Here is a 20212-nt window from a genome sequence, read left to right on the forward strand (position 1 = left end):
CCGAGCAGGGTGTGACCGAGCAACAGGGCGCGACTGACGGGGACAGCTACGAGGTGCTGCGGGCCCGGTTGGCCGAGCAGGCAGCGGAGCTGACCCGCCGGGCCGACATTCTCAACGCCCGCCGGCTGGCGGTGTTCGGCGGCAGTGGGCTCCGCCTGCTCGGCGCCGAGCAGGTCAGCACCCGGCGTCCCTGCGTGCCGCAGGACATCGTGGCACTCGGTGAGTACCTGCTGCTCGGCAGCAACCTGCCCACCGGCCTGCCTGCCGCCCTCCCCACCGCGCTCCCCGTCGGTTCGATGCCCGGCGGGGAGGAACCTGCGGAGGTCACCGACGCCCTGTCACTGCACCGCCTGGTCCGAGCCGTCGGCGGCGGCGGGGACACGGAGGCCGGCGGCTCCCGCTTCCGGTTCGACGACGCGGGCCCGGACGGGGACGTCCTGCCCGGCGTCCTGCCCGGCGTCCTGCATGACCCGACGCTGCACCGTGACTTCCGCGAGCTCTACCGGTACTACCGTGACACCCGGCTGCTCCGGCTTCGGCGCCTCGACGACAGAGTGCTCGCCGTCTTCCAGACCGGCCGCCGGCCGGAGGACATCCGGGTGCTGCGGTGGTGGACCGGCACCCGCGGCACCGTCGACTACCTGGACAATCTTGGCGAGCGGGACCATGTCCTCCCGCCGGCGCACGACCTCGACTGGATCGCCGCCAGCCGCGACGATCACGTGCTGGGACGACACCCGCACGTCTCGGTGCAGGGGGCCGTGTTCGTCTCCACCGTCGGCGGGGCCCTCACCGTCAAGACCGAGAACGACACCGAAAGCGCCGACGGGATCTACCGCGAGCCCGTCGACGAGCCGCTGCAGAGCCTGGCCGACGCCGACATCCAGCATGCCCGGGTCGGGCCGCTGGTCCTGCTGCGGATCCGGCCGTACAAGGAGACCGGGTGGCGGCACCTGGTGTTCAACACCCGCAACGCCCGGATCGTGCGCCTCGACGGGATCGGGCAGGGATGCCGACGGCTGCCCGCGGAGCAGGGGATCATCTTCGCCGACGGCTACCACCTGGCCACCGGCACCGTCCGCACCTTCGGCACCCTCGGTACCGACTCGTCCGACCTGGAGTTCGACCTGGAGTTCGACCGGGTCGTCCACGCGCCCGGCGGGGAGGACGTGCTCTACGTCTTCCACGCCCGGAACACGGGCCGGTTCCTCCTGCTGCCGTACAACGTGATCCGCCAGGATGTCGCCACGCCGCTCGCCTGCCATGGCTACGCCCTGTTCGGCGACGGCACCCTGGTCCTGCTGCGAACCCCGCCTGCCGCGCCCGCTCGCACCCACGCCGTGCAGATCTGGCAGACGCCGTACGGACACACAGCCGAATCCACGACCGCGACCGTGACCGTGACCGGGCCGCTGGAGCGGATCGGCAACGCGGACCTGGTGCAGGGGATCTCGGACTGCATCTCGGTGGCACGCCTGGTGGCGGAGATGACGCCGTCCCGCGCCGTGCTCGAGGCGCTGATCGGGGCCTGCGGCCGGGCGTTCGACCGGTACCACTGGCTGGGCGACCCGGCCCTCGGTGACCCCGGTGACCCCGGCGCCCCCGGTGACCCCGGCGCCCTCGGCGATCTCGCTGACCTCGGCGCGCCGCTCGCCGAGGTCCGGGCCACCGCCGAGCGGATGCTCGCGGAGTTCGAGACGGTCCAGGTACTCGCCGAGGCAGCCCGGGCCACGCTCGCCACCGCCGCCGCCGAGGTCGACACCCTGCTCCGGCGCGTCCGCGACGAGACACCGCGGACCGCCGGCGCGGCCGTGACGGCGCTCGCCGACCTGCGCCGGGCCCAGGGCCGCCTGGTCGCGCTGCGCGACGTCCGCCACATCGACCTGGCGCGGATCGACGCACACGCGGCCGAGCTGGACGCCGGGATCACGGCCGCCGGCCGGCGCGCGGTGGAGTTCCTGCAGGGCGACGGTGCCTTCGCCGACTACCACGCGGAAACCGAGCAGCTGGCCGCGCAGGCGGCAGCCATCGCCAGCGCCGCGGCCGCGGCACCGATCGCCGAGCGGCTCGCCGCACAGACCGCCGGCCTGGAAACCGTCGTCGAGATCGTCACCGGCCTCGACATCGTCGACACCGCCGTGCGCACCCACCTCCTGGACCGGATCGGCGAGGTCTTCGCCGACGCCAACAGGGTGCGGGCCATCCTGGACGCCCGCCGCGGGCAGCTGTTCGACACCGAGAGCCGGGCCGTGTTCGCGGCCGAGTCCGCGCTGCTCGGCCAGGCCGTCACTGCCGCGCTGACGATCGCCGACACCCCTGAGCGCTGCGACGAGCAGCTGGGACGACTGCTCGTCTCGCTGGAACGCCTGGAAGCGCGCTTCGGCGACTCCGACGACGCCGGCGCCGAGCTCGCGGCCCGGCGGGCCGACCTCTACGACACGTTCTCCGCCCGCCGCCAGGAGCTGGTGCAGGCGCGGACGCGGCGGTCCGGCCGGCGAGCCGACTCCGCCGGACGGATCCTGACCGGCATCCGCCGCCGCTGCGTCGGCCTGCGCTCCCTCGACGAGATCAACACCTACTTCGCGACCGACCCGATGGTGACCACGCTGCACGGCATCGTCACCGAGCTGCGTTCCCTCGGCGAGCAGATCCGCGCGGACGAGATCGCCGGCCGGGTCGAGGCGGCGCGCCTGGACGCCCGCCGGGCCCTGCGCGACCGGGCCGACCTCCACGAGGGCGACGCGGTCCTCCGCCTCGGGCGTCACCTGTTCACGGTCAACACCCAGCCGGTCGACCTCGCTCTCGTCCCCGACGGGGACGACCTGGCGTTGGTGGTCACCGGGACGGACTACCGCCGCCCCGTCCGCGCCGCCTCCTTCGCGCAGACCAGGGCGTTCTGGGATCAGCCGCTGCCGTCGGAGTCACCCCAGGTGTACCGGGCCGAGTACCTGGCCACGCGGATCCTCGCCGACGCCGTGGCCGGAGCGGGTGGGTTGTCCGTCGCCGCGCTGGCCGAGGCGGCGGACACCGGGAACGATCTGCTCGAGCTGGTGCGCCGGGCGGCCGGGAGCCGCCACGACGAAGGGTACGAGCGCGGCGTCCACGACCGGGACGCCGCCAGGATCCTCGCCGCGCTGGCCCGGTCCTACCGGCAGGCGGGGCTGCTGCGTTACCCGCCGGCCGTCCGGGCCGCCGCGCAGCTGTTCTGGGCCTGCGGCACCGACGACGCCGGCCGCGCGGCCTGGGGCCGCCGGGCCGCGTCGCTGGCCCGGGCGCGGGCCGCGTTCCGCCCCACCCGGCAGACCGGGCCGAAACAGATCGACGACCTGTGCGCCGAGCTCGCCGTCGCCGTCGCGGAGTTCCTCACCGGCACCGGCACCGGCACCGGCACCGGGACCGGGACCGGGACCGGGACCGGGACCGGGACCGGGACTGGGACTGGCACTGGCCGCGCGCACCCGACCGCTCTCGCCGACCTGACCGCCCTCGTCGAGGAGCTCGGCGGCGTCGACATCGTCGGGGAGTACCTGTTCGAGGAGCTCGCCGGCGAGCCCGCCGGGTTCGTGACCAGCGCCGCCGCGCGCGAGCTGCACACCCGCTTCCGGCGGGCGCTCGGAGAGCTGGGCGTCGGCGACAGCTTCGACCACGATCTGCGGGCCTTCGACGACGACCTGACGGCCCGCTACCAGCTCGCGGCAGCCTGGCTGGGCACCTTCCACCCGGCCAGCGGGCCCGACGCCGGAAACACCGCGGATATGGAGGACACCTCGAGTACGACGAACGCCGCGGGCCCCCAGGACGCCGCGGGCGGCGTGGCCGACATCCCGGAAGCGGTCGCCGTACTGGTCTGCGGCTCGCGGCTGCCCCGGCACGACTCGTCGGCCCACCTGGCAACCAGCGTCGACGGCCTGCTCGGCAGCCATCCGCGCCTCGAGGGCGGACGGCTTGAGCTGCGCCTCGACGAGACCCTGGCACGCACCCACCGATTCCACACCGAACGGGTCCCCGCCCACCGTGCCTACCGGCGGGCGCGGGACGAGCTGATCTCCCAGGAGCGCCGGCGGCTGCGGTTGGACGAGTACCAGGCGACGGTGCCGGCCAGCTTCGTCCGCAACCGGCTCGTCGACGAGGTCTACCTGCCGCTCGTCGGCGCGAACCTGGCTCGCCAGCTCGGCACCGCGGGCGACGGCAGCCATCCCGACCGGATGGGCCTGCTGCTGCTCGTCTCGCCGCCCGGCTACGGCAAGACCATGCTGATGGAGTACGTGGCGAGCCGCCTCGGCCTGGTGTTCGTGAAGGTCGACGGCCCGGCGCTCGGCGGCGCCGTCACCTCGCTCGACCCCGCCGCCGCACCCGACGCGGCCGCCCGCCGCGAGATCGAGAAGATCTCCTTCGCGCTCGAGCTGGGCAGCAACGCGCTGCTCTACCTGGACGACATCCAGCACACCGCGCCCGGACTGCTGGAGAAGTTCATCCCGCTGTGCGACACCCAGCGTCGGATGGACGGTGTCTGGGACGGCCAGGCCCGCACCTACGACCTGCGCGGCAAACGCTTCGCCGTGTGCATGGCGGGCAACCCCCACACCGAGTCCGGCGGACGGTTCCGCGTCCCGGACATGCTCGCCAACCGCGCCGACGTGTGGAACCTCGGTGACGTCCTCTCCGGCCGGGACCAGCTTTTCGCCCGCAGCTATCTGGAGAACGCGGTCACGTCCAACCCGGTGCTGGCCCCGCTCGCCGGCCGCGAGCACGCAGACCTGGAACTCCTGATCCGGCTGGCGGAGGGCGACCCCTCGGCGCAGCCCGACCGGCTCAGCTATCCGTACCCGCAAGCCGAGCTGGACCAGATTCTGGCCGTGCTGCGCAAACTGGTGCGTGTCCAGCAGGTCGTGCTCGCCGTCAATCGCGCCTACATCGCCTCGGCCGGGCAGGACGACGCGGCCAGGACCGAACCGCCCTTCCTGCTGCAGGGCTCCTACCGGAACATGAACAGGCTGGCGGAGCACATCGTCCCGGTGATGAACGACGAGGAGCTGGACGCCCTGATCCACGACCACTACCTCGCCGAGGCGCAGACCCTCACCTCCGGCGCTGAGGCGAACCTGCTCCGGTTCGCCGAGCTGCGCGGATCGCTGACCCCGGACCAGGCCACCCGATGGGCCGAGGTGAAGGCCCGCCACCAGCGGAGCCGGGACACCCGCTGATCCGTCCAGCTCTCGGGACGGATCAGTGCGGGCGTATCGCCGTCCGATGGGCGGATTCGAGGCGTTCGAGCGGGCCGGGGCCTCCGGTGCGGGGCTTCGGTGCGGCGCCGAGGTGGCGGGCTCGGAGCTCGTCCATGAACGCCTCGATGAAGGGCCTGCCCTCGGCCCGCATGAGCTCCTGGCGTGCCCGGAGCTCGGGGTCGCCCGTGCGCCAGTCGAGCCCCCAGTCGCCGAGTGCGTACAGGATCGGGAGCGTCTGGATGCCGGCCTCGGTGAGGCTGTAGCGGCCCCGCTGCCCGCGGGGGGCATCCTGCTTCGACAGGATGCCCGCGGTGACGAGCTTCCTGAGCCGGGCGGCGAGGATGTTCGAGGCGATGCCCTCGAGGGAGCCGGCGAGCAGTTCCCGGAAGTGGCGGCGGTCGCCGAAGATGATGTCTCGCAGCACGAGGAGCGACCACTGGTCGCCGAGCGCCTCGACGGCGGCGTTGATCGGGCACCCCGAACGCGGTGCGGCATCCATCGGCTGCCCCCCTCCAGTGCTTGCAAACTACCACCACCTCGATCTAGGCTCGGACCGAAGTGCTTGCATAATGCAATCGGTAGGAGGCTGCGTGGCCGGTCGATTTGTGTACTGGATGAACGTCTCCCTCGATCTGCTGATCGAGCGCGCGCCGGGCGAGGATGGTGGCGGCGACTGGCTTCGCATCGGCGACGCCCTGCATCGCGAGTTCAACGCCCGCGCCCGTGAGCTGACGCTCATGGTGCAGGGACGCACCACGTTCGAGATCATGGAGAAGTTCTGGCCCGCGGCGCGGGCCGATGCCTCGTTGCCCGACTACATGCGCGAGTACGGCGAGATCTGGACCTCGAAGTCAAAGATCCTCGTCTCCCGCACCCGGGCGGAGGCCGGGCACAACACGCGGGTGGTCGGCGGGAACGACGCGATCGAGCAGCTCGCGGAACTCCGGGCACGCACCGACGGCGCGATCGGCGTCGGCGGCGCGACCCTCGCCACCGGCCTTCTGCGCGCCGGGCTGCTCGACGAGCTCCTGCTCTTCACCCATCCCGTCATCCTCGGGTCCGGCCGGCCGCTGTTCGACGCGGACGACCGCGAGCTCGGCCCAGGCCTCGACGTCGACCTCGACCTGCTTGAACATGCTTCGTTCGAGGCCGGCGTCACCATGCACCGCTACGCCGTGCGCGCTGCCACGGCAACGCCCTGACGCCGCGGCCCGGCGAGTACTGGCTCCGGCTCGCCCGGAGTGGGGGCCGGGGTGGGGAGGAGGGCGGCGGGGGCATGGAGGGGTGAATGCTGCTGCCTGTTGGCCGCCAGTTAGCGCCAGAAAGCGCTGTATGATGAAAGGGTGAATCTCAAGGACTGGGCTGCGGCGAACGGGGTCGGGTACTCGACCGCCCGTCAGTGGTTCCTTGAGGGCAGGCTGCCCGTGCCCGCGCGCAGGGTCGGTGGGCTGATCCTGGTCGACGAGCCGGCCCGGCCGGCGGCGGTGGAGACGGTCGCGGTGTACGCCCGGGTCTCGTCCGCCGACCAGCGATCGGATCTTGACCGGCAGGTCGCGCGGGTCACCATGTGGGCGGCTGGGCAGGGCCTGCCGGTCGGCCGGGTCGTGACCGAGGTCGGCTCCGCGCTGAACGGGCACCGCCGGAAGTTCCTCGCCCTGCTACGCGACCCGGCCGTGACCACGATCGTCGTCGAGCACCGGGACCGGTTCGCCCGGTTCGGCGCCGAGTACGTCGAGGCCGCGCTCGCCGCGAACGGCCGGCGCCTGCTGGTCGTCGACCCCGCCGAGGTCGATGACGACCTCGTCCGGGACATCACCGAGATCCTCACGTCGATGTGCGCTCGGCTCCACGGCCGCCGGGCCGCGGTGAACCGCGTCCGGCGCGCGGTCGCTGCCGCGACCGAGGCTGCCGAATGACGACGACGCAGGCGTTCCGGTTCGCGCTCGACCCGAACGACGCCCAGCTTGCCGGCCTGCGCCGCCACGCCGGGGCGGCCCGGTTCGTCTACAACTGGGGCCTGGGCTTCGTGAAGGCCGCGCTCGCGCAGCGCGACGCGGAGCAGAGCTACGGCCTGGCCGGTGATGCGCTGACCGTGGTGCCGTGGACGCTGCCCGCGCTGCGGCTGCGCTGGAACCAGGTGAAGAACGACGTCGCGCCGTGGTGGGGCGAGTGTTCGAAGGAGGCGTTCTCCGCCGGACTCGACCAGTTGGCCCGCGCGTTGAAGAACTTCTCCGACTCGAAGAACGGGAAGCGCGGGGGACGGCGGGTCGGTTTCCCCCGGTTCAAGAAGCGAGGGAAGGCCCGCGACTCCTTCCGGTACACGACCGGCGCCTACGGCCCAGCCGGCGACCTGCACGTCAGGCTACCCCGGATCGGCCGCGTCAAGGTCCACGAACCGATGGGAGCGCTCACCGGCCGGTTGGCCGAGGGGCGGGGACGGCTGCTCGGCGCGACCGGGTCCCGCACGGCGGGCCGCTGGTTCGTGTCGTTCACCGTGCAGGCCGAACGGGAGGTTCCCGAAGCGCCGTCACCACGGCAGCGGGCCGGCGGGCCGGTCGGTGTCGATGCCGGCGTGAAGCACCTCGCGGTCCTCTCGACCGGCGAGCAGGTCGACAACCCGAAACCACTCGCCCGCTCCCAGCGGAAGCTACGGAAGGCGTCCCGGGCCTACTCCCGGTCGAAGCCGGGCAGCGCCGGCCGCCGGCAACGCGCCGCCCGGCTCGGAAAGATCCACGCGCACGTCGCGAACCAGCGACGCGACGGCCTGAACAAGCTCACCACCCGGCTCGCCACGAACCACGACGTGGTCGTCGTCGAGGACCTGCACGTCGCCGGCATGGTCCGCAACCGGCGCCTCGCCCGCGCCGTCGCCGACACCGGGATGGCCGAAATCCGCCGCCAACTCGACTACAAGACCCGGTGGTACGGCTCACGGTTGCACATCGCGAACCGCTGGTACCCAAGCTCGAAGACCTGCTCCGGCTGCGGCTGGCGAAACCCAAGCCTGACGCTGTCGGACCGCACGTTCCACTGCCAGTCCTGCCACCTGGTGATCGACCGTGACACCAACGCGGCGGTCAACCTGCGCAACCTCGTCGCCGCCAGTACATCGGAGACGCACAACGCCCGTGGAGCCGACCATAAGACCCCGCTCGCGGGGCCGGTGGCTGTGAAGCGGGAACCGGGCACGGCCGCGGCCGGTCAGACCCGGGGTGCCCCACCGCAAGGTGAGGCGGCATGACAGCGCTATCCAGCACTGTCATGCAACGGGAGCAGGTGGTTCTCGCCGGGGACGATGGTGGTGCGGGTGTCGGGGAGCATCGTGGCGAGGTGGTCGACCAGTTCCGGGTGGTCGAGCGCCAGCTGTAGCGCGAACACGCAGCCGGAGGAGTGCGCGAGCACCCGGGCCCGCTCGATCCCGAGGCGGCGCAGCAGATCCGCGGACTCGGCGGCGTGGGCGGCCACCGACAGCGGCTCGGCGGGCGCGGGGTCGGAGTACCCGGTGCGGGTGACGCGGATTCGGATCGGCTGGTCAGTCGGCGTAGAGGCGGATCTCGATGCCGTCGGGGTCGTGGAGGCCGACGAGAACGGTGCCGCCGTGGTGGCCGGTGACGATGCCGCCGTGTTTCTGGTCCAGGGCGACCAGGTGGTCGGCCCAGGCGTGGATGCCGTCGCGGGTCGGCACGCCGAGTGCGACGAGGTCGAAGCCGGCGAGGGCGGCGGCGCGCTCGGGATCCTGCCGGAGCGCGATCTGGGTGGTGCCGTCCGGGGCCTTGAGGGCGACGCCGCGGAGCTCGCCGTCCTCGGTGAACTCGATCGCCACCTCGAGGTCGAATACCTGCCGGTACCAGTCGCGGCTGGCGCGGACGTCGCTGACCGGGATCTTCACGTGGTGGATCGGTGCGAGGTCAGGCATGCTCTCTCCTTTGGTTAGAGTCAACTCTAGTGACTCATTGGAGTAGTCTCTAGCGAGTGGGTGATGTCGTCAAGGACGAGCAGAGTCGGGTCAGGGACAAGCCGAGCCGGGCCGAGAAGACCAGGCTCACCAGGCGGCGGATCATCGCCGCGGCGGCGGACCTGTTCCTCGGCCAGGGCTATGGAGCGACGACGCTCGACCAGGTCGCGGGGCGCGCGGGCGTCGCCGTGCAGACCGTCTACTTCCACTTCGGGAACAAGGCGACACTGCTCAAGGAGGCGCTCGACGTGGCCGCCGTCGGCGACGACGAACCGGTCGCACTCCTTGACCGCCCGTGGCTCGAGGAGATGGCCGCCGAACCCGACCCGGTCCGGGTGATCGAGCTCTGGACGGCCGGTGGTCGCGAGATCATGGAGCGGGTGGCGCCGCTGCTCGCCGTCGTCCGCGGCACCGTCGGCACCGACCCGGACCTCGCGGCGCAGTGGAACGTGAACGAGAACCAGCGCCGCACCGCGTTCCGCGCCCTCGCCGGCCTGCTCGCCGACCGCACGGCCCTGCGCCCCGGACTCACCGTCGAGGACGCCGCCGAACTTGCCTTCCTGATCACCAGCGCCGAGAACTACATCGTCGCCACCGGCCCCCTCGGCTGGGCGCCCGAACGCTGGCAGCGGACCACGACCACGCTCCTGGTCCGGGCCCTGCTCGACGGGACGGAAGGATCGGCTGGCTGAAACGCCCAACCGGTACTGACAGCGAACCTGCGCCCCACGGGGACGGAGCGTCGCTGACCCGGCCGGAACGGCGCGCACGGCGGGGTAGCCGTCGGCTGCATCAGATCGCCGTTCGGCTGAGCCATCCCGTGAAGCTCGTCGTACTCGGATTCCTGGCGACGGTCGCCGCCGCGACCGTCCTCCTGCTGCTGCCGGTCGCCGCGGAACCCGGTGTGGACACCACTTTCCGGGAGGCGCTGTTCACCGCTACCGGCGCTTCCAGCGGGGCGCTGGCCATCGTCGACACATCGACCCACTGGTCGGCTTTCGGCGAGGTCGTGGTGATGACCGCCGTCGCGCTCGGCGGCCTCGGGTTCATGACGTCGGCATCCCTGCTGGGGCTGCTGGTCTCGCGCCGGCTCGGGCTGCGGATCCAGGTGCTCACCGCGGCCGAGACCCGGTCTCTGGGGCCGGGCGATGTCCGGCGGGTGCTGCGCGGGGTCGCCGCGACCACCTTCTCCATCGAGGCGGTGACCGCGCTCGTCCTGTTCGGACGCCTGTGGTCCGGTTATGACGAGCCGGTCGGCCGGGCCGCCTATCTCGGGGTCTTCCATTCGATCACGGCGTTCAACAACGCCGGCTACGCGCTCTACCCGGACAATCTCATGGGGTTCGCGACCGACCCGGTCATCATTCTCGCGATCGGTCTCGCGGCGATCCTCGGTGGTCTCGGCTTCCCGGTGCTCTTCGAGTTGCGCCACGAACTGCGCACTCCGGGGGCCTGGTCGACGCACACCAGGATGACCTTGCTCGGCTACGGGATCCTGCTGGTCGGCGGAGCGGTCGCCGTCGCGGCGCTGGAATGGCGGAACCCGGCGACGCTCGGCCCGCTGGGCTACCCCGGGAAAGTGCTGAACGGCTTCTTCGGGAGTGTCACGGCGCGTACCGCCGGCTTCAACGCGATCGACTACGGCCAGGCCGATCCGGCCACCCTAATCGTCACCGACGTGCTGATGTTCATCGGCGGCGGCAGCGCCAGCACGGCCGGCGGCATCAAGGTCACCACGTTCATGATTCTCTTTTTCGCGATCATCGCGGAGGCGCGCGGTGACGAGACCGTCGACGCGTTCGGCCGGCAGGTCCCCCACACGGCGCTGCGCCAGGCCATCGCGGTGGCCCTGCTCGGGATCGCGATCGTCGTCCTCGGGACGCTGAGCATCCTGACCGTCAGCGACCACTCTCTCGATCAGGTCCTCTTCGAGGTCACGTCGGCCTTCGGCACGGTCGGGCTCAGCACCGGGATCACCGCGCAGCTGCCGGCGTTCGGCCAGTACGTGCTCGTCGTCCTCATGCTCGTCGGCCGCATCGGTCCCATTACCCTGGCCTCGGCGCTGGCCCTGAGGGAACGGCGCCGGCTCTACCGGCTGCCCGAGGAACGCCCGATCGTCGGGTGACGGCCGGGCCCTGACCGACCTGGCCGGGCCCTGACCGACCTGGCCGGGCTACCTGCGAACCGGGCTACTACGAGCAGGAGTGGGGTGACGAAGGGTGGGGCGGGACAGGCATCCGAACGCCGTGCTGATCATCGGGCTGGGGCGGTTCGGGGGCACGCTCGCCGAGGCACTGCAACGCCAGGGCCAGCACGTGGTGGCCGTCGACGAGAACCGTGAGCTCGTCCAGGAGTGGTCGGGAACGCTGACGCACGTCGTCGAGGCAGACGCGACGAACGAGGCGGCGCTCCGCCAGCTCGGTGCTGACGGTTTCGAACGGGCGGTCGTCGCCATCGGCACCGGCATCGAGGCGAGCCTGCTGGCCACCGGCGTGCTGCTCGACCTGGGCGTGACCGAGGTCTGGGCGAAGGCGATCACCCGTCAGCATGGCCGGATTCTGGAGCGGATCGGCGCGTCGCACGTCGTCTACCCCGAACGCGACGCCGGCGAGCGGGTCGCCCACCTGCTCTCCGGCCGGCTCACCGACTTCGTCGAGTTCGACCAGGGGTTCGCGATCGCCAAGCTGCGCGCCCCGCGGTCGATCTGTGGCAGCACACTGCGGGACCTGGCACTGCGCAGCCGCTTCGGCGTGACGGTCGTCGCGGTGAAACGACCTGGCGGCGAGTTCGGCCCGACCGAGTCGGCCACCGCCCTCAACCGCGACGACATGATCGTCGTCACCGGCCGCACCGAGCACATCGAACGCTTCGCCACCGAGACCGGGACCCGCGCCCACTGACCCGTTCGCCGGGCTTCGGCAACACGTCAGCGGGCGAGCGCGACTCGTTCCTCGGCTTCCACGCTGCGGTTCCATTCGCCCTTGGACTCCTGCCAGCCGTCCTCGTCCGCGCCGAGACGCCAGTAGCCGGAGATCGACAGCTGCCGCGGTGTCAGCCCGCGCTCGACCCGCAGAATGCGCCGCAGCTGCTTCACCATGGTGGCTTCGCCGTGCACGAACGCCTGGCCGGTGCCGGACGGCAGGTCGAGAGCGGCGACGGCCCTGACCGCCAGCTCGCCGACCTGACGCTGGCCGCGGTGGAGCCAGGTGACGACGGCGCCGGCCGGCGCGTCGAGCGGGATCTCCTCGTCGCTGCCGCCGACCTCGACGAACACGTGGACCGGCACGCCGGTCGGGGTCCGCTCCAGCGACGCCGTGTCTCCTCGCGGTCGGAGTGGAAGAGCAGGTGCCGGCCGACGTGAGCCGGATACTTTAGGTAAAGATAACCTACCTTGTCTATCGGGACGTATCCATCGCACCACCGACCTGGAGGCCCACCGTGACCACTCCCGCGCACCCCGGCCGCAGACTGTTCGTCTGAGTCCGTGTCGCCGGCAATCCGCATCGGAGGGTGCGGGGCGGCGTTCCGCCGGAGACGCTGTCGGTATGGAAGGCGCCTCGACAGGAGTGGCCCGGCAGCTCGTGGCACTGGGCCGGGAGGTCGTCGACGGCCTGCGTGGCCACGATCTCGCGCTGATATCCGCCGGAGTCACCTACTACGCCGCGATCGCGCTGGTCCCGGGCGTGCTGGTCGCGATCAGTCTGATCGGCCTGTTACTCGGCGAGGCGCGCGCCCACGAGCTCGGCAGCTCGCTGGCCGAGGCCCTGCCCGGCGGTCTGGGCGCGCCCGCGGTTGTCGACACGGCGTTCCAGGCCGCGACGACGATGTCGCCGCTGGTCGTGGCGGGTGCGGCGGTTCCGGCCACGTTCTATGGCGAAGGGCTGCGCCGGGCGTTCGTGCGGCTCGCCGGACAGCGCGAGGATCTGGTCGGATGGCGCGGCCGCCTCAGCGTGCTGCCGCTTCTCGCCGCCGCGCCGGTGCTGCTGCTCCCGGTGCTGCTCGTGACACCGGTGCTGGCGCGGCTGTTCGCCGACAGCGGCCTGTCGGCGGCCCTCGGTGTGGTCGTCGCGTTCACGGTCGACTGGCTGGTACTGACCGCGACCCTGACCTTCGTCTACCGGGTGGTCGGCCCAGGCCGGCCGGCCTGGGCGGCGACGCTGTGCGCGGCGGGAGCAACCGGATCCTTCGTCGCCGGGTTCGTGCAGGGCTTCGTGCTCTTCCTGTCGTTCACCCTGGATCTCGGTCTGCCGTTCGGTGGTTTCCGGCCGGTGGGGGCGGCCGTCGCGGTCGGCTTCTGGCTCTTCCTGCTCCACCTCATCGTCCTGGTCGGGTACGGACTCGCCCTGCGCCTCGGCGAGCACGACGGCGGGTCGGTGTCCCTGCGTCGCCTGGTGCCATCCATCCGCCACCGAAAGCGCGTCAGGGCCGCTGGCACACAATCCTGTCGGCGGAACTCGGAGGAGGCACGATGTGCGAGGGCGCGGACGAGACCAACTGGGCCGGGAACATCGTCTACCGGGCAGGCCGGCGCGTCGCGCCCACGTCCGTCGAGGAGCTCTGTGAGATCGCGGCCGGCTGCGGTCGGGCCCGGCCTGTCGGCACGCATCACTCGTTCAACACGATCGCGGACACGGCGGGGACGCTGATCTCGACCGCCCGGCTGCCCGCCGTGTTCCGGGTCGACGCCGACGCGCGTGAGGTCACCGTGAGTGCCGGGACCCGCTACAGTGCTCTCGCCCGCGAGCTGGACGCGCGGGGCTGGGCGTTGCGGAACCTCGGCTCGCTGCCCCACATCTCGGTCGCCGGTGCGTGCGCGACGGCGACGCACGGCTCCGGTGACCGCAACGGGAATCTGGCGACTTCCGTCGTCGCGCTCGATCTCGTCACCGCCTCCGGCGACATCGTCACCGTTCGCCGGGGCGTGGACGGCGACTTCGCCGGTCACGTCGTCGCACTCGGCGCGCTGGGGGTGGTGGTGGCGGTGACGCTCGCCATCGTGCCGGCATTCCGTGTCCGGCAGAACGTCTACCAGGGCCTGACACGCGCCGCGTTGCTGGAGCATCTCGACGACATCTTCGCCGCGGCCTACAGCGTCAGCGTCTTCACGACCTGGCGCCCCGAGTCGTCCCTGCTGTGGGTGAAGCGACGGGTCGCGGCGACCGACGAGGCCGTTCCGGCGCCGGCGGAGATGTTCGGAGCCCGGGCACTCGACCATCCGGTCCACCCGGTATCCGGCCTCGACCCGATCCACACGACGCAACAGCTCGGCGTTGCCGGTCCGTGGCACGAACGACTGCCGCACTTCCGGTCAGGCTTCACCCCCAGCGCCGGGAACGAGCTGCAGTCGGAGTACTTCGTCTCCCGCGACCGCGCCGCCGCGGCGGTTGAGGCGATCCACCAGATCGGCGAGCAGATCCGGCCAGCCCTGCACGTCAGCGAACTGCGCTCGATCGCCTCCGACGATCTGTGGCTCAGCCCGACCCACAGCCGTGAGTCGATCAGCCTGCATTTCACCTGGCGGCCGGCCGAAGCCGCCGTCACCCGCGCCGTGGCCGTGGTGGAACGCCAGCTGGCACCCTTCGAGCCCCGCCCGCACTGGGGAAAGATCTTCGCCCTGCCGCCGGAGACCATCCGCGCCTCCTACCCGCGAGCCGCGGACTTCACCGCGCTGGCCGGACGCCGCGACCCGACCGGCGTCTTCCGCAACACGTTCCTGGCGAACACGTTGGGCCTGGCGTGATCAGGTAAGACGCACGACGCCTGACCGGGGTGCGGCGCCTGGTCGATCAGGACGGTTCGCGTGGACTGGGGTCGGACGCGACGAACGTCGCCACCCCGCCGACGAGCTCCACCCGGTGGTTGGCGAAAGCCGCGCCGAGTGCTCGGTCCAGAGCTTCCGCCTGGTCGTCGACGTTGTGAAAGACGCCTTTCCGGTTGTAGAAGGCGAGCAATGTCCGTGCCGGCCTGGACAGCTTCGCCGCGGTGGCCAGGATGGTCGAGCCGAACAGCACCGCCTGGGGCGACATGGCCGGCCGGATCGAGGTCAGCAGCCGGCCTGTCTTGGTTTCGAGGTCACCGGGCATGCAGTGCAGCAGGTAGTTCACGCCGACCGAGTCGAACGGCGCACCGGGTAGCTCACCCACCGGTTCGAGTGCGTTGTGGACCGCGGTTCTCGGGGCGAACCGCCTGATCCTGGCCGAGGCCGTACGCAGGGCATTCTGGTTGAGGTCCACCAGCGTCACAGCTGGGTTCGGGGTGGGCCACCGCGCCTTGTCTAGGCGGCCTGACCGGCGAGCACGTCGGCGGAAAGGTCTTCGGATCCGGACCCGTGACTGTCGGCGGTTGACGTCATGCGGAAAGTCTTGTCTGTCTGGTCGCGGTGCGCGAGCAGTGTCGGGCGAAGAACCTCACCGCCGAGGAGAGCCGAGGAGACATGACGATCGGCAGCAGTGCCGGCCGCTGGCCGGCTGAGTACCGTCGGCAGATGCGACGGGTCCCGTCGGTGTCCAACCCGTTCACCGGCTCGTCGAAGGAGGAGCCGGCACGCTCGCGTTCTGATCGGTTCCGCCCATGAGTCGTCGATCGTGGGGGAGGCCGGCCGCCGCTTCAAGCGCGCCCAGCTCGGCCTCGACGAGTTCCGGCAGCCGTGTCCCGTCCCGCACCGACTCGTCCATCGTGAAACCGATGCACGCCTGACCGTCCAGCCCGCCGAGCAGGACCGCCAGGCGCTGGCCTGCGGGGAGCGGAGGGGTGGGCAGGGCGGCGATGACCGGTCGACCGAGGATCTCCATCGGGCCGGTCAGACCACCCGGGTTGGACGCGGTCAGCGCGAAGATGTGGGACATGATCCCGGTGGACAGCGCGGCCGGTCGCAACGGTGCGGGAACCGCCCCGAGGAAGAGGCGTTCCGCGACGCCTGGAGTCCCGCCCCGCTTGTGCCGGACGGTCTGCCGGCGGATCGCCTCCACGCGGCGGTGGACCGACGCCTCATCGTGAGGCAGCGCGATCCGCACGGTGGTCAGGTAGTTGCTCACGTGGTCCCGCTCGGCCGCCCGGCGAGTGCTGACCGGCATCGCGGCGTGCAGCCGGCCCCGGCCAGTCCGGCCAGTCCGGCCAGTCCGGCCAGCCCGGCCGGCGCCAGGGCCGGACTGGCCGGACTGGCCGGAGCCGAGGCGTGGCCAGGCACGCAGAGCGCCGGCGAGCGCCGCCAGGAACACGTCGTTCACGGTTACCGCGTGGGCGCGGCTGATCGCCCGTAGCCTGGCCAGATCCACCTCCAGCCAGAAGTGGCGCGGGTATCCCGTGGGCGCCGCCGAGAGCGGGCCGATCGTGGCCGTCCGGGCGAGCCATCCGAGTGAGTGGGCGGTGGCCCGGCAGACAGCTCGAGGGCCGGGCCGACGGTCCGGCGACCTCCGCGGAGGTTCACGCTCCGATCCCGGGCCGGACAGGCCGAACAGCTTTCCCAGCACCAGGTTCAGCGCCGTCCCGTCCATCCACACGTGGCTGGCGCGGTACAGCAGGGTGAAGCCGCCATGGTGGGGGCCGTGGAGCAGCCAGAGTTGCCACGGCGGTGCATCCAACGAGATCTCGACCGCTGACAGCCGTCCCACCGCCTCGCGCAGCCCGGTGAGCCCCGGTTCCGCGGGGAGCCGGTACTCGTGGACGTGCCGGGCCGGGTCGAAACCGACGTCTGCCACCCAGGCCAGTCGGCCGCGTCCTGTCGAGGCGATCCGGTGGGTCAGTGGAGGAAAGTCGCGTGCCCGGTCCGCGACCAGCTCGCGCAACGCCTGGACCTCGGGCGCGGGGCCGTCGGCGACCAGCAGGTAGCCGACCGTGAGTGGCGTCCTGGGAAATGCTCGCTGGTATCCGAGTACGAGCGCGTCCGTCGGGGTGAGTGGCCGGGCGGGAACATCGGCGCGGTAACCGCTGTGTGTCGCATTCCGTTCCTGCGTCTGCGCTGCCCCGTCGCTTTCCTCGCAGGGGTGACGTGCCTGGTCCACGCGCGAGGCCTGCCACCAGAAACCCGGGCGCGTCATGGTATGCCGCCCTGACCGGCGTCGATGAGTCGTTGCGACATTGTCACAGTCGGCTCCCTGGATGGATGAGAAAAGTGATTACGTCCGAAACGCTGTGCCGTGTCGCGGTAAATTGGGCGCGAGGTGGCCCGTAAGCCGAATGGCAGGGCCGAACATACGCGCGGGTCGCCGCCGGAATACCAGGGAAACGCCAGGGCCTGGGCCCGGTTTTTCTGGCTGGCATCCGCTCGGATGCCTGATGGCCGCCGGGAGCGTGCCTGATGGCACCGGGAGCGGCCGAGGAACGGCCGAGGAACGGCCGAGGAGCGACCGGCGGGTCGGCGGGCCGGCGCCGATCTCCGGCATCGGATCCACCACCCGTGGCGACGCATGGTTGTCATGTGGGCACGTTTTGCGACCATCTGGCGGTGGCGTGACCCTGTAGGGGTGAGAGGGGCAGGCCGGGCCCACCCGATGGACACCGGCGAGCACAAGGGGAGGAGCGCTCATGTCGGCACAGGTGCTCACACTGGGAGGCCAGCGCCAGACGCTCTCGGACGAGACGGTCGAGGAGATCCGTACGATCTTCCACGGGCAGGTTCTGACCTCGGGCGACGTCGGGTACGACGACGCGCGAGTCATCCAGAACGCCATGCTCGACCGCAGACCGGGTCTGATCATCCGGTGTACCGGCGCCGCCGACGTCGTTGACGCCGTCCGTCTCGCCGCAACGCGGGACCTGCTCGTCGCCGTCCGCGGCGGCGGCCACAGCATCGCCGGGGCCTCCACGGCCGACGACAGCCTGATGATCGATCTGTCGGGGATGCGGGGTGTCTGGGTCGACCCGGAACAGCGGCGTGTGCGGGTGGCAGGTGGCGCGACCTGGGGTGACGTCGACCGTGAGACGCAACTGCACGGGCTCGCGGTACCCGGGGGAATAGTGTCGACCACGGGTGTGGCTGGTCTGACGCTCGGTGGCGGGATCGGCTGGTTGCACCGCAGGTACGGGCTGGCCTGCGACGCGCTGCGTGCGGCCGAGGTCGTCACGGCCAGCGGCGAGGTCGTGCGGTGCAGCACCTCCGAGCACGAGGACCTGTTCTGGGCGCTGCGCGGCGGGGGCGGCAACTTCGGCGTGGTGGTGACCTTCGAGTTCGAGGCGTATCCGCTCGGCCCGGTGGTCTGGAACAGCGTGGTCGTCTACCCGATCGACGCCGCTGCCGAGGTGCTTCCCCGCTGGCAGGACTGGACGTCCACCGTCCCCGAAGAGGTCACCGGCCGTGCCCTGCTGTGGTCGCTGCCGGCGGTGCCGGCACTCCCGCCCGCTGTACACAACCGCGACGTGTTCATCGCGGCCGCCCTGTACGCGGGCGACCCGGACAAGGGCCGGCGGGCGTGTCGGGCGCTTGCCGAGTTCGGCTCGCCGCTCGCTGACATGAGCCAGGCCCTGCCGTACCGGACAGCGCAGTCCTCCTTCGACCCCTTCTTCCCGAAGGGCGGGCTGCAGAGTTACTGGAAGTCCGTCTACCTGGACCGACTCGACGAGGAGGTGACCGCGTTCGTGGTCCGCGTCGGCCAGGACCGCCCGCACCCGATGACCATGGTGCACATGCCTCTCCTGGGAGGCGCCATGTCGCGGGTCGGGGCGGCGGAAACCGCGTTCGGCGATCGCAGCGCCCGACACATGCTGAGCCTCGACGGAAACTGGCTGGACCCGGCCGACAACGCCGCGAACATCCGTTGGGTGCGCGAGGCCTACGACGAGGCCGTCACGCTGCGGGCCGCGTCGGGCACCTACCTCAACTTCGGCGGCGACGCCGATCTCGACGACGCCGACCGGGCACGGGCCTGGGGACGCAACGTCGAGCGTCTTCGGCAGGTCAAACGCAGCTACGACCCGGAAAACCGCTTCCGGCTCAACCCCAACATCCCTCCCGCCAAGGGCTGAGTCGACGCATTGGGGCTGACGGACGCCATGACCGGTGGCGTGCGGTCTGATCCTCTGCTGCCTTCAGGGCCGCATGCGCGCCGAGGCCCACCGGGCGCGGCATCGTGCCCGCGCGGCCGACACCGTGACGATACGGTCTGTGCGCCAGCGTGAGATGTCGAAGAACAGGACGGGGCACGCGGGTGGCCGCCGGCGGCATGGTCGGCGGGTCGGTTTCCGCCGGTCAGATCGAGGAGTAGCCGTGGACCCGTTGTCGCTGCAGAAACTGATCGACTCCGAGGAGTTCGCACTTGATCACGCCGGCCTCGCCGTGCTGCCGTTCGATGTGTGCATCCGGCTGCTGGGGACGGTGCCGGTGGGCCGGGTGGCCTTCGTATCGGACGGCGAGGTGGTCCTGCTGACCGTCAACCACGCGATGGACGGCAACAGTGTGGTCTTCCGGTCGGCCGTCGGCTCCAAGCTGTCGGCGGCGGTGAACCATGACCTGGTCTCCTTCCAGGCCGACTGCTTCGACCCGGTGACCAAGGCGGGGTGGAGCGTCCTGGTCACCGGTGCGGCCAGGGCCGTCGTCGAAGGTGCCCAGACCGCGGCACTGGAGCGCCTGGGCCTGGAGCCCTGGGCGGACGTCATCGAGCGGCCCTACTGGATCCGGATCGTCCCGCGGTCGGTGACCGGGCGGGCGGTCGTGCGCTCGGAAAGCTGACCTTCGACCCGGCCGCGCTGGCGAGCCGGCCGCGGGCCTCGAACGACTGCGAGCATCAGGGAGTCACCGGCTGGAGTCACCGGCTGCCGAAGCCGCCGAGGCCATCGCTGGGCAGCCTCGAACGGAAGGTGCTCCACCCGCGCGGTGCCGGCGACCCGGCGAAGTGCCAGCGCCCCGGCGAGGGCCAGCCCCACGGCAACGGCCACGACGAGGTCGACCACCAGTGTCACCGCGCCCGTCAGTACCATCACGGCCAGTTCACCGCGTCCGGCACGGGCCAGGGCCCGGACGGCGTCGGTCTCCACCATGCGGATCGCGGTCGCCACCAGGACACCGGCGAGCCTCGGTCACGGACCTGCCGCTGCAGCC

At 71.5% G+C, this 20212-nt stretch carries 17 protein-coding genes and 1 pseudogene; 11 read left to right on the forward strand and 7 right to left on the reverse strand.

Annotated features, from left to right (window positions below):
* The first annotated feature begins 11 nt into the window (after positions 1-11).
* Entirely contained in the window at positions 12-5204 is a 5193-nt protein-coding gene (locus B207_RS0104080) for a DNA repair ATPase (RefSeq protein ID WP_154675136.1), read from the forward strand.
* A gap of 22 nt (positions 5205-5226) precedes the next feature.
* Here the strand turns inward: B207_RS0104080 and B207_RS0104085 are convergent, their stop codons facing one another.
* Positions 5227-5724, reverse strand: a complete 498-nt coding sequence (locus tag B207_RS0104085; protein WP_018635240.1) for a winged helix-turn-helix transcriptional regulator — start codon at positions 5722-5724, stop codon at positions 5227-5229.
* Positions 5725-5815: 91 nt separating this feature from the next.
* Between B207_RS0104085 and B207_RS0104090 the strand changes: the two genes are divergently transcribed.
* The 3 genes from B207_RS0104090 to tnpB all read left to right on the forward strand — a co-directional run bounded on the left by B207_RS0104090 (position 5816) and on the right by tnpB (position 8466).
* A complete protein-coding gene (locus B207_RS0104090) occupies positions 5816-6427 on the forward strand; it encodes a dihydrofolate reductase family protein (RefSeq protein WP_026310656.1) in 612 nt (203 codons plus the stop codon).
* A gap of 141 nt (positions 6428-6568) precedes the next feature.
* Positions 6569-7141, forward strand: coding sequence for an IS607 family transposase (locus B207_RS0104095; protein WP_018635242.1), 573 nt, complete (start codon positions 6569-6571; stop codon positions 7139-7141).
* Positions 7138-8466 carry an IS607 family element RNA-guided endonuclease TnpB gene (tnpB, locus tag B207_RS0104100; RefSeq protein ID WP_018635243.1) on the forward strand — a complete coding sequence of 443 codons (1329 nt, stop codon included), beginning with the start codon at positions 7138-7140 and terminating at the stop codon, positions 8464-8466. Before B207_RS0104095 ends, tnpB begins: the two co-directional genes overlap by 4 nt.
* A gap of 5 nt (positions 8467-8471) precedes the next feature.
* On the opposite strand, the gene B207_RS41055 is transcribed toward tnpB, so the two are convergent.
* Both B207_RS41055 and B207_RS0104110 read right to left on the reverse strand, forming a co-directional pair.
* Complete coding sequence (locus B207_RS41055) at positions 8472-8750, reverse strand: alpha/beta fold hydrolase (RefSeq protein ID WP_326828385.1); 279 nt, start codon at positions 8748-8750, stop codon at positions 8472-8474.
* 7 nt (positions 8751-8757) lie between these two features.
* Entirely contained in the window at positions 8758-9141 is a 384-nt protein-coding gene (locus tag B207_RS0104110; protein ID WP_018635245.1) for a VOC family protein, read from the reverse strand.
* 56 nt (positions 9142-9197) lie between these two features.
* Between B207_RS0104110 and B207_RS0104115 the strand changes: the two genes are divergently transcribed.
* The 3 genes from B207_RS0104115 to B207_RS0104125 all read left to right on the forward strand — a co-directional run bounded on the left by B207_RS0104115 (position 9198) and on the right by B207_RS0104125 (position 12080).
* Positions 9198-9872: a TetR/AcrR family transcriptional regulator gene (locus tag B207_RS0104115; RefSeq protein WP_018635246.1), complete on the forward strand. Its 675-nt coding sequence runs from the start codon at positions 9198-9200 to the stop codon at positions 9870-9872.
* Between the two features lie 128 nt (positions 9873-10000).
* Entirely contained in the window at positions 10001-11305 is a 1305-nt protein-coding gene (locus B207_RS0104120; protein ID WP_018635247.1) for a TrkH family potassium uptake protein, read from the forward strand.
* A 94-nt stretch (positions 11306-11399) separates the two neighbouring features.
* Positions 11400-12080, forward strand: a complete 681-nt coding sequence (locus B207_RS0104125; protein ID WP_018635248.1) for a potassium channel family protein — start codon at positions 11400-11402, stop codon at positions 12078-12080.
* A gap of 26 nt (positions 12081-12106) precedes the next feature.
* Here the strand turns inward: B207_RS0104125 and B207_RS41060 are convergent, their stop codons facing one another.
* Positions 12107-12832, reverse strand: coding sequence for a siderophore-interacting protein (locus B207_RS41060; RefSeq protein ID WP_084691989.1), 726 nt, complete (start codon positions 12830-12832; stop codon positions 12107-12109).
* Between B207_RS41060 and B207_RS32425 the strand changes: the two are divergent.
* Both B207_RS32425 and B207_RS0104140 read left to right on the forward strand, forming a co-directional pair.
* Positions 12726-13472, forward strand: a pseudogene (locus tag B207_RS32425) (YhjD/YihY/BrkB family envelope integrity protein); the annotation flags it as partial. The gene B207_RS41060 and the pseudogene B207_RS32425 overlap by 107 nt on opposite strands.
* Before the next feature lie 176 nt (positions 13473-13648).
* Positions 13649-14920 carry an FAD-binding protein gene (locus B207_RS0104140; RefSeq protein WP_018635251.1) on the forward strand — a complete coding sequence of 424 codons (1272 nt, stop codon included), beginning with the start codon at positions 13649-13651 and terminating at the stop codon, positions 14918-14920.
* A 46-nt stretch (positions 14921-14966) separates the two neighbouring features.
* On the opposite strand, the gene B207_RS32430 is transcribed toward B207_RS0104140, so the two are convergent.
* The gene (locus B207_RS32430; RefSeq protein WP_018635252.1) at positions 14967-15422 is read right to left on the reverse strand and encodes a hypothetical protein; all 456 of its coding nucleotides are present in this window, start codon (positions 15420-15422) and stop codon (positions 14967-14969) included.
* Positions 15423-15695: 273 nt separating this feature from the next.
* The gene (locus B207_RS32435; RefSeq protein WP_230204827.1) at positions 15696-17180 is read right to left on the reverse strand and encodes a wax ester/triacylglycerol synthase domain-containing protein; all 1485 of its coding nucleotides are present in this window, start codon (positions 17178-17180) and stop codon (positions 15696-15698) included.
* A gap of 523 nt (positions 17181-17703) precedes the next feature.
* Here B207_RS32435 and B207_RS0104155 point away from each other — a divergent pair.
* Complete coding sequence (locus B207_RS0104155; protein WP_018635254.1) at positions 17704-19140, forward strand: FAD-binding oxidoreductase; 1437 nt, start codon at positions 17704-17706, stop codon at positions 19138-19140.
* Between the two features lie 241 nt (positions 19141-19381).
* Positions 19382-19843 (forward strand): pyridoxamine 5'-phosphate oxidase family protein, encoded by a 462-nt coding sequence (locus B207_RS0104160; RefSeq protein WP_018635255.1) that lies wholly within the window; start codon positions 19382-19384, stop codon positions 19841-19843.
* Here B207_RS0104160 and B207_RS40470 read toward each other — a convergent pair.
* Positions 19780-20169, reverse strand: a complete 390-nt coding sequence (locus B207_RS40470) for a hypothetical protein (protein WP_018635256.1) — start codon at positions 20167-20169, stop codon at positions 19780-19782. The two genes, B207_RS0104160 and B207_RS40470, sit on opposite strands and share 64 nt — an antisense overlap.
* Positions 20170-20212 lie beyond the last annotated feature (43 nt).

It is taken from the genome of Parafrankia elaeagni (assembly GCF_000374165.1).
In the GTDB taxonomy this organism is placed as follows: domain Bacteria; phylum Actinomycetota; class Actinomycetes; order Frankiales; family Frankiaceae; genus Parafrankia; species Parafrankia elaeagni.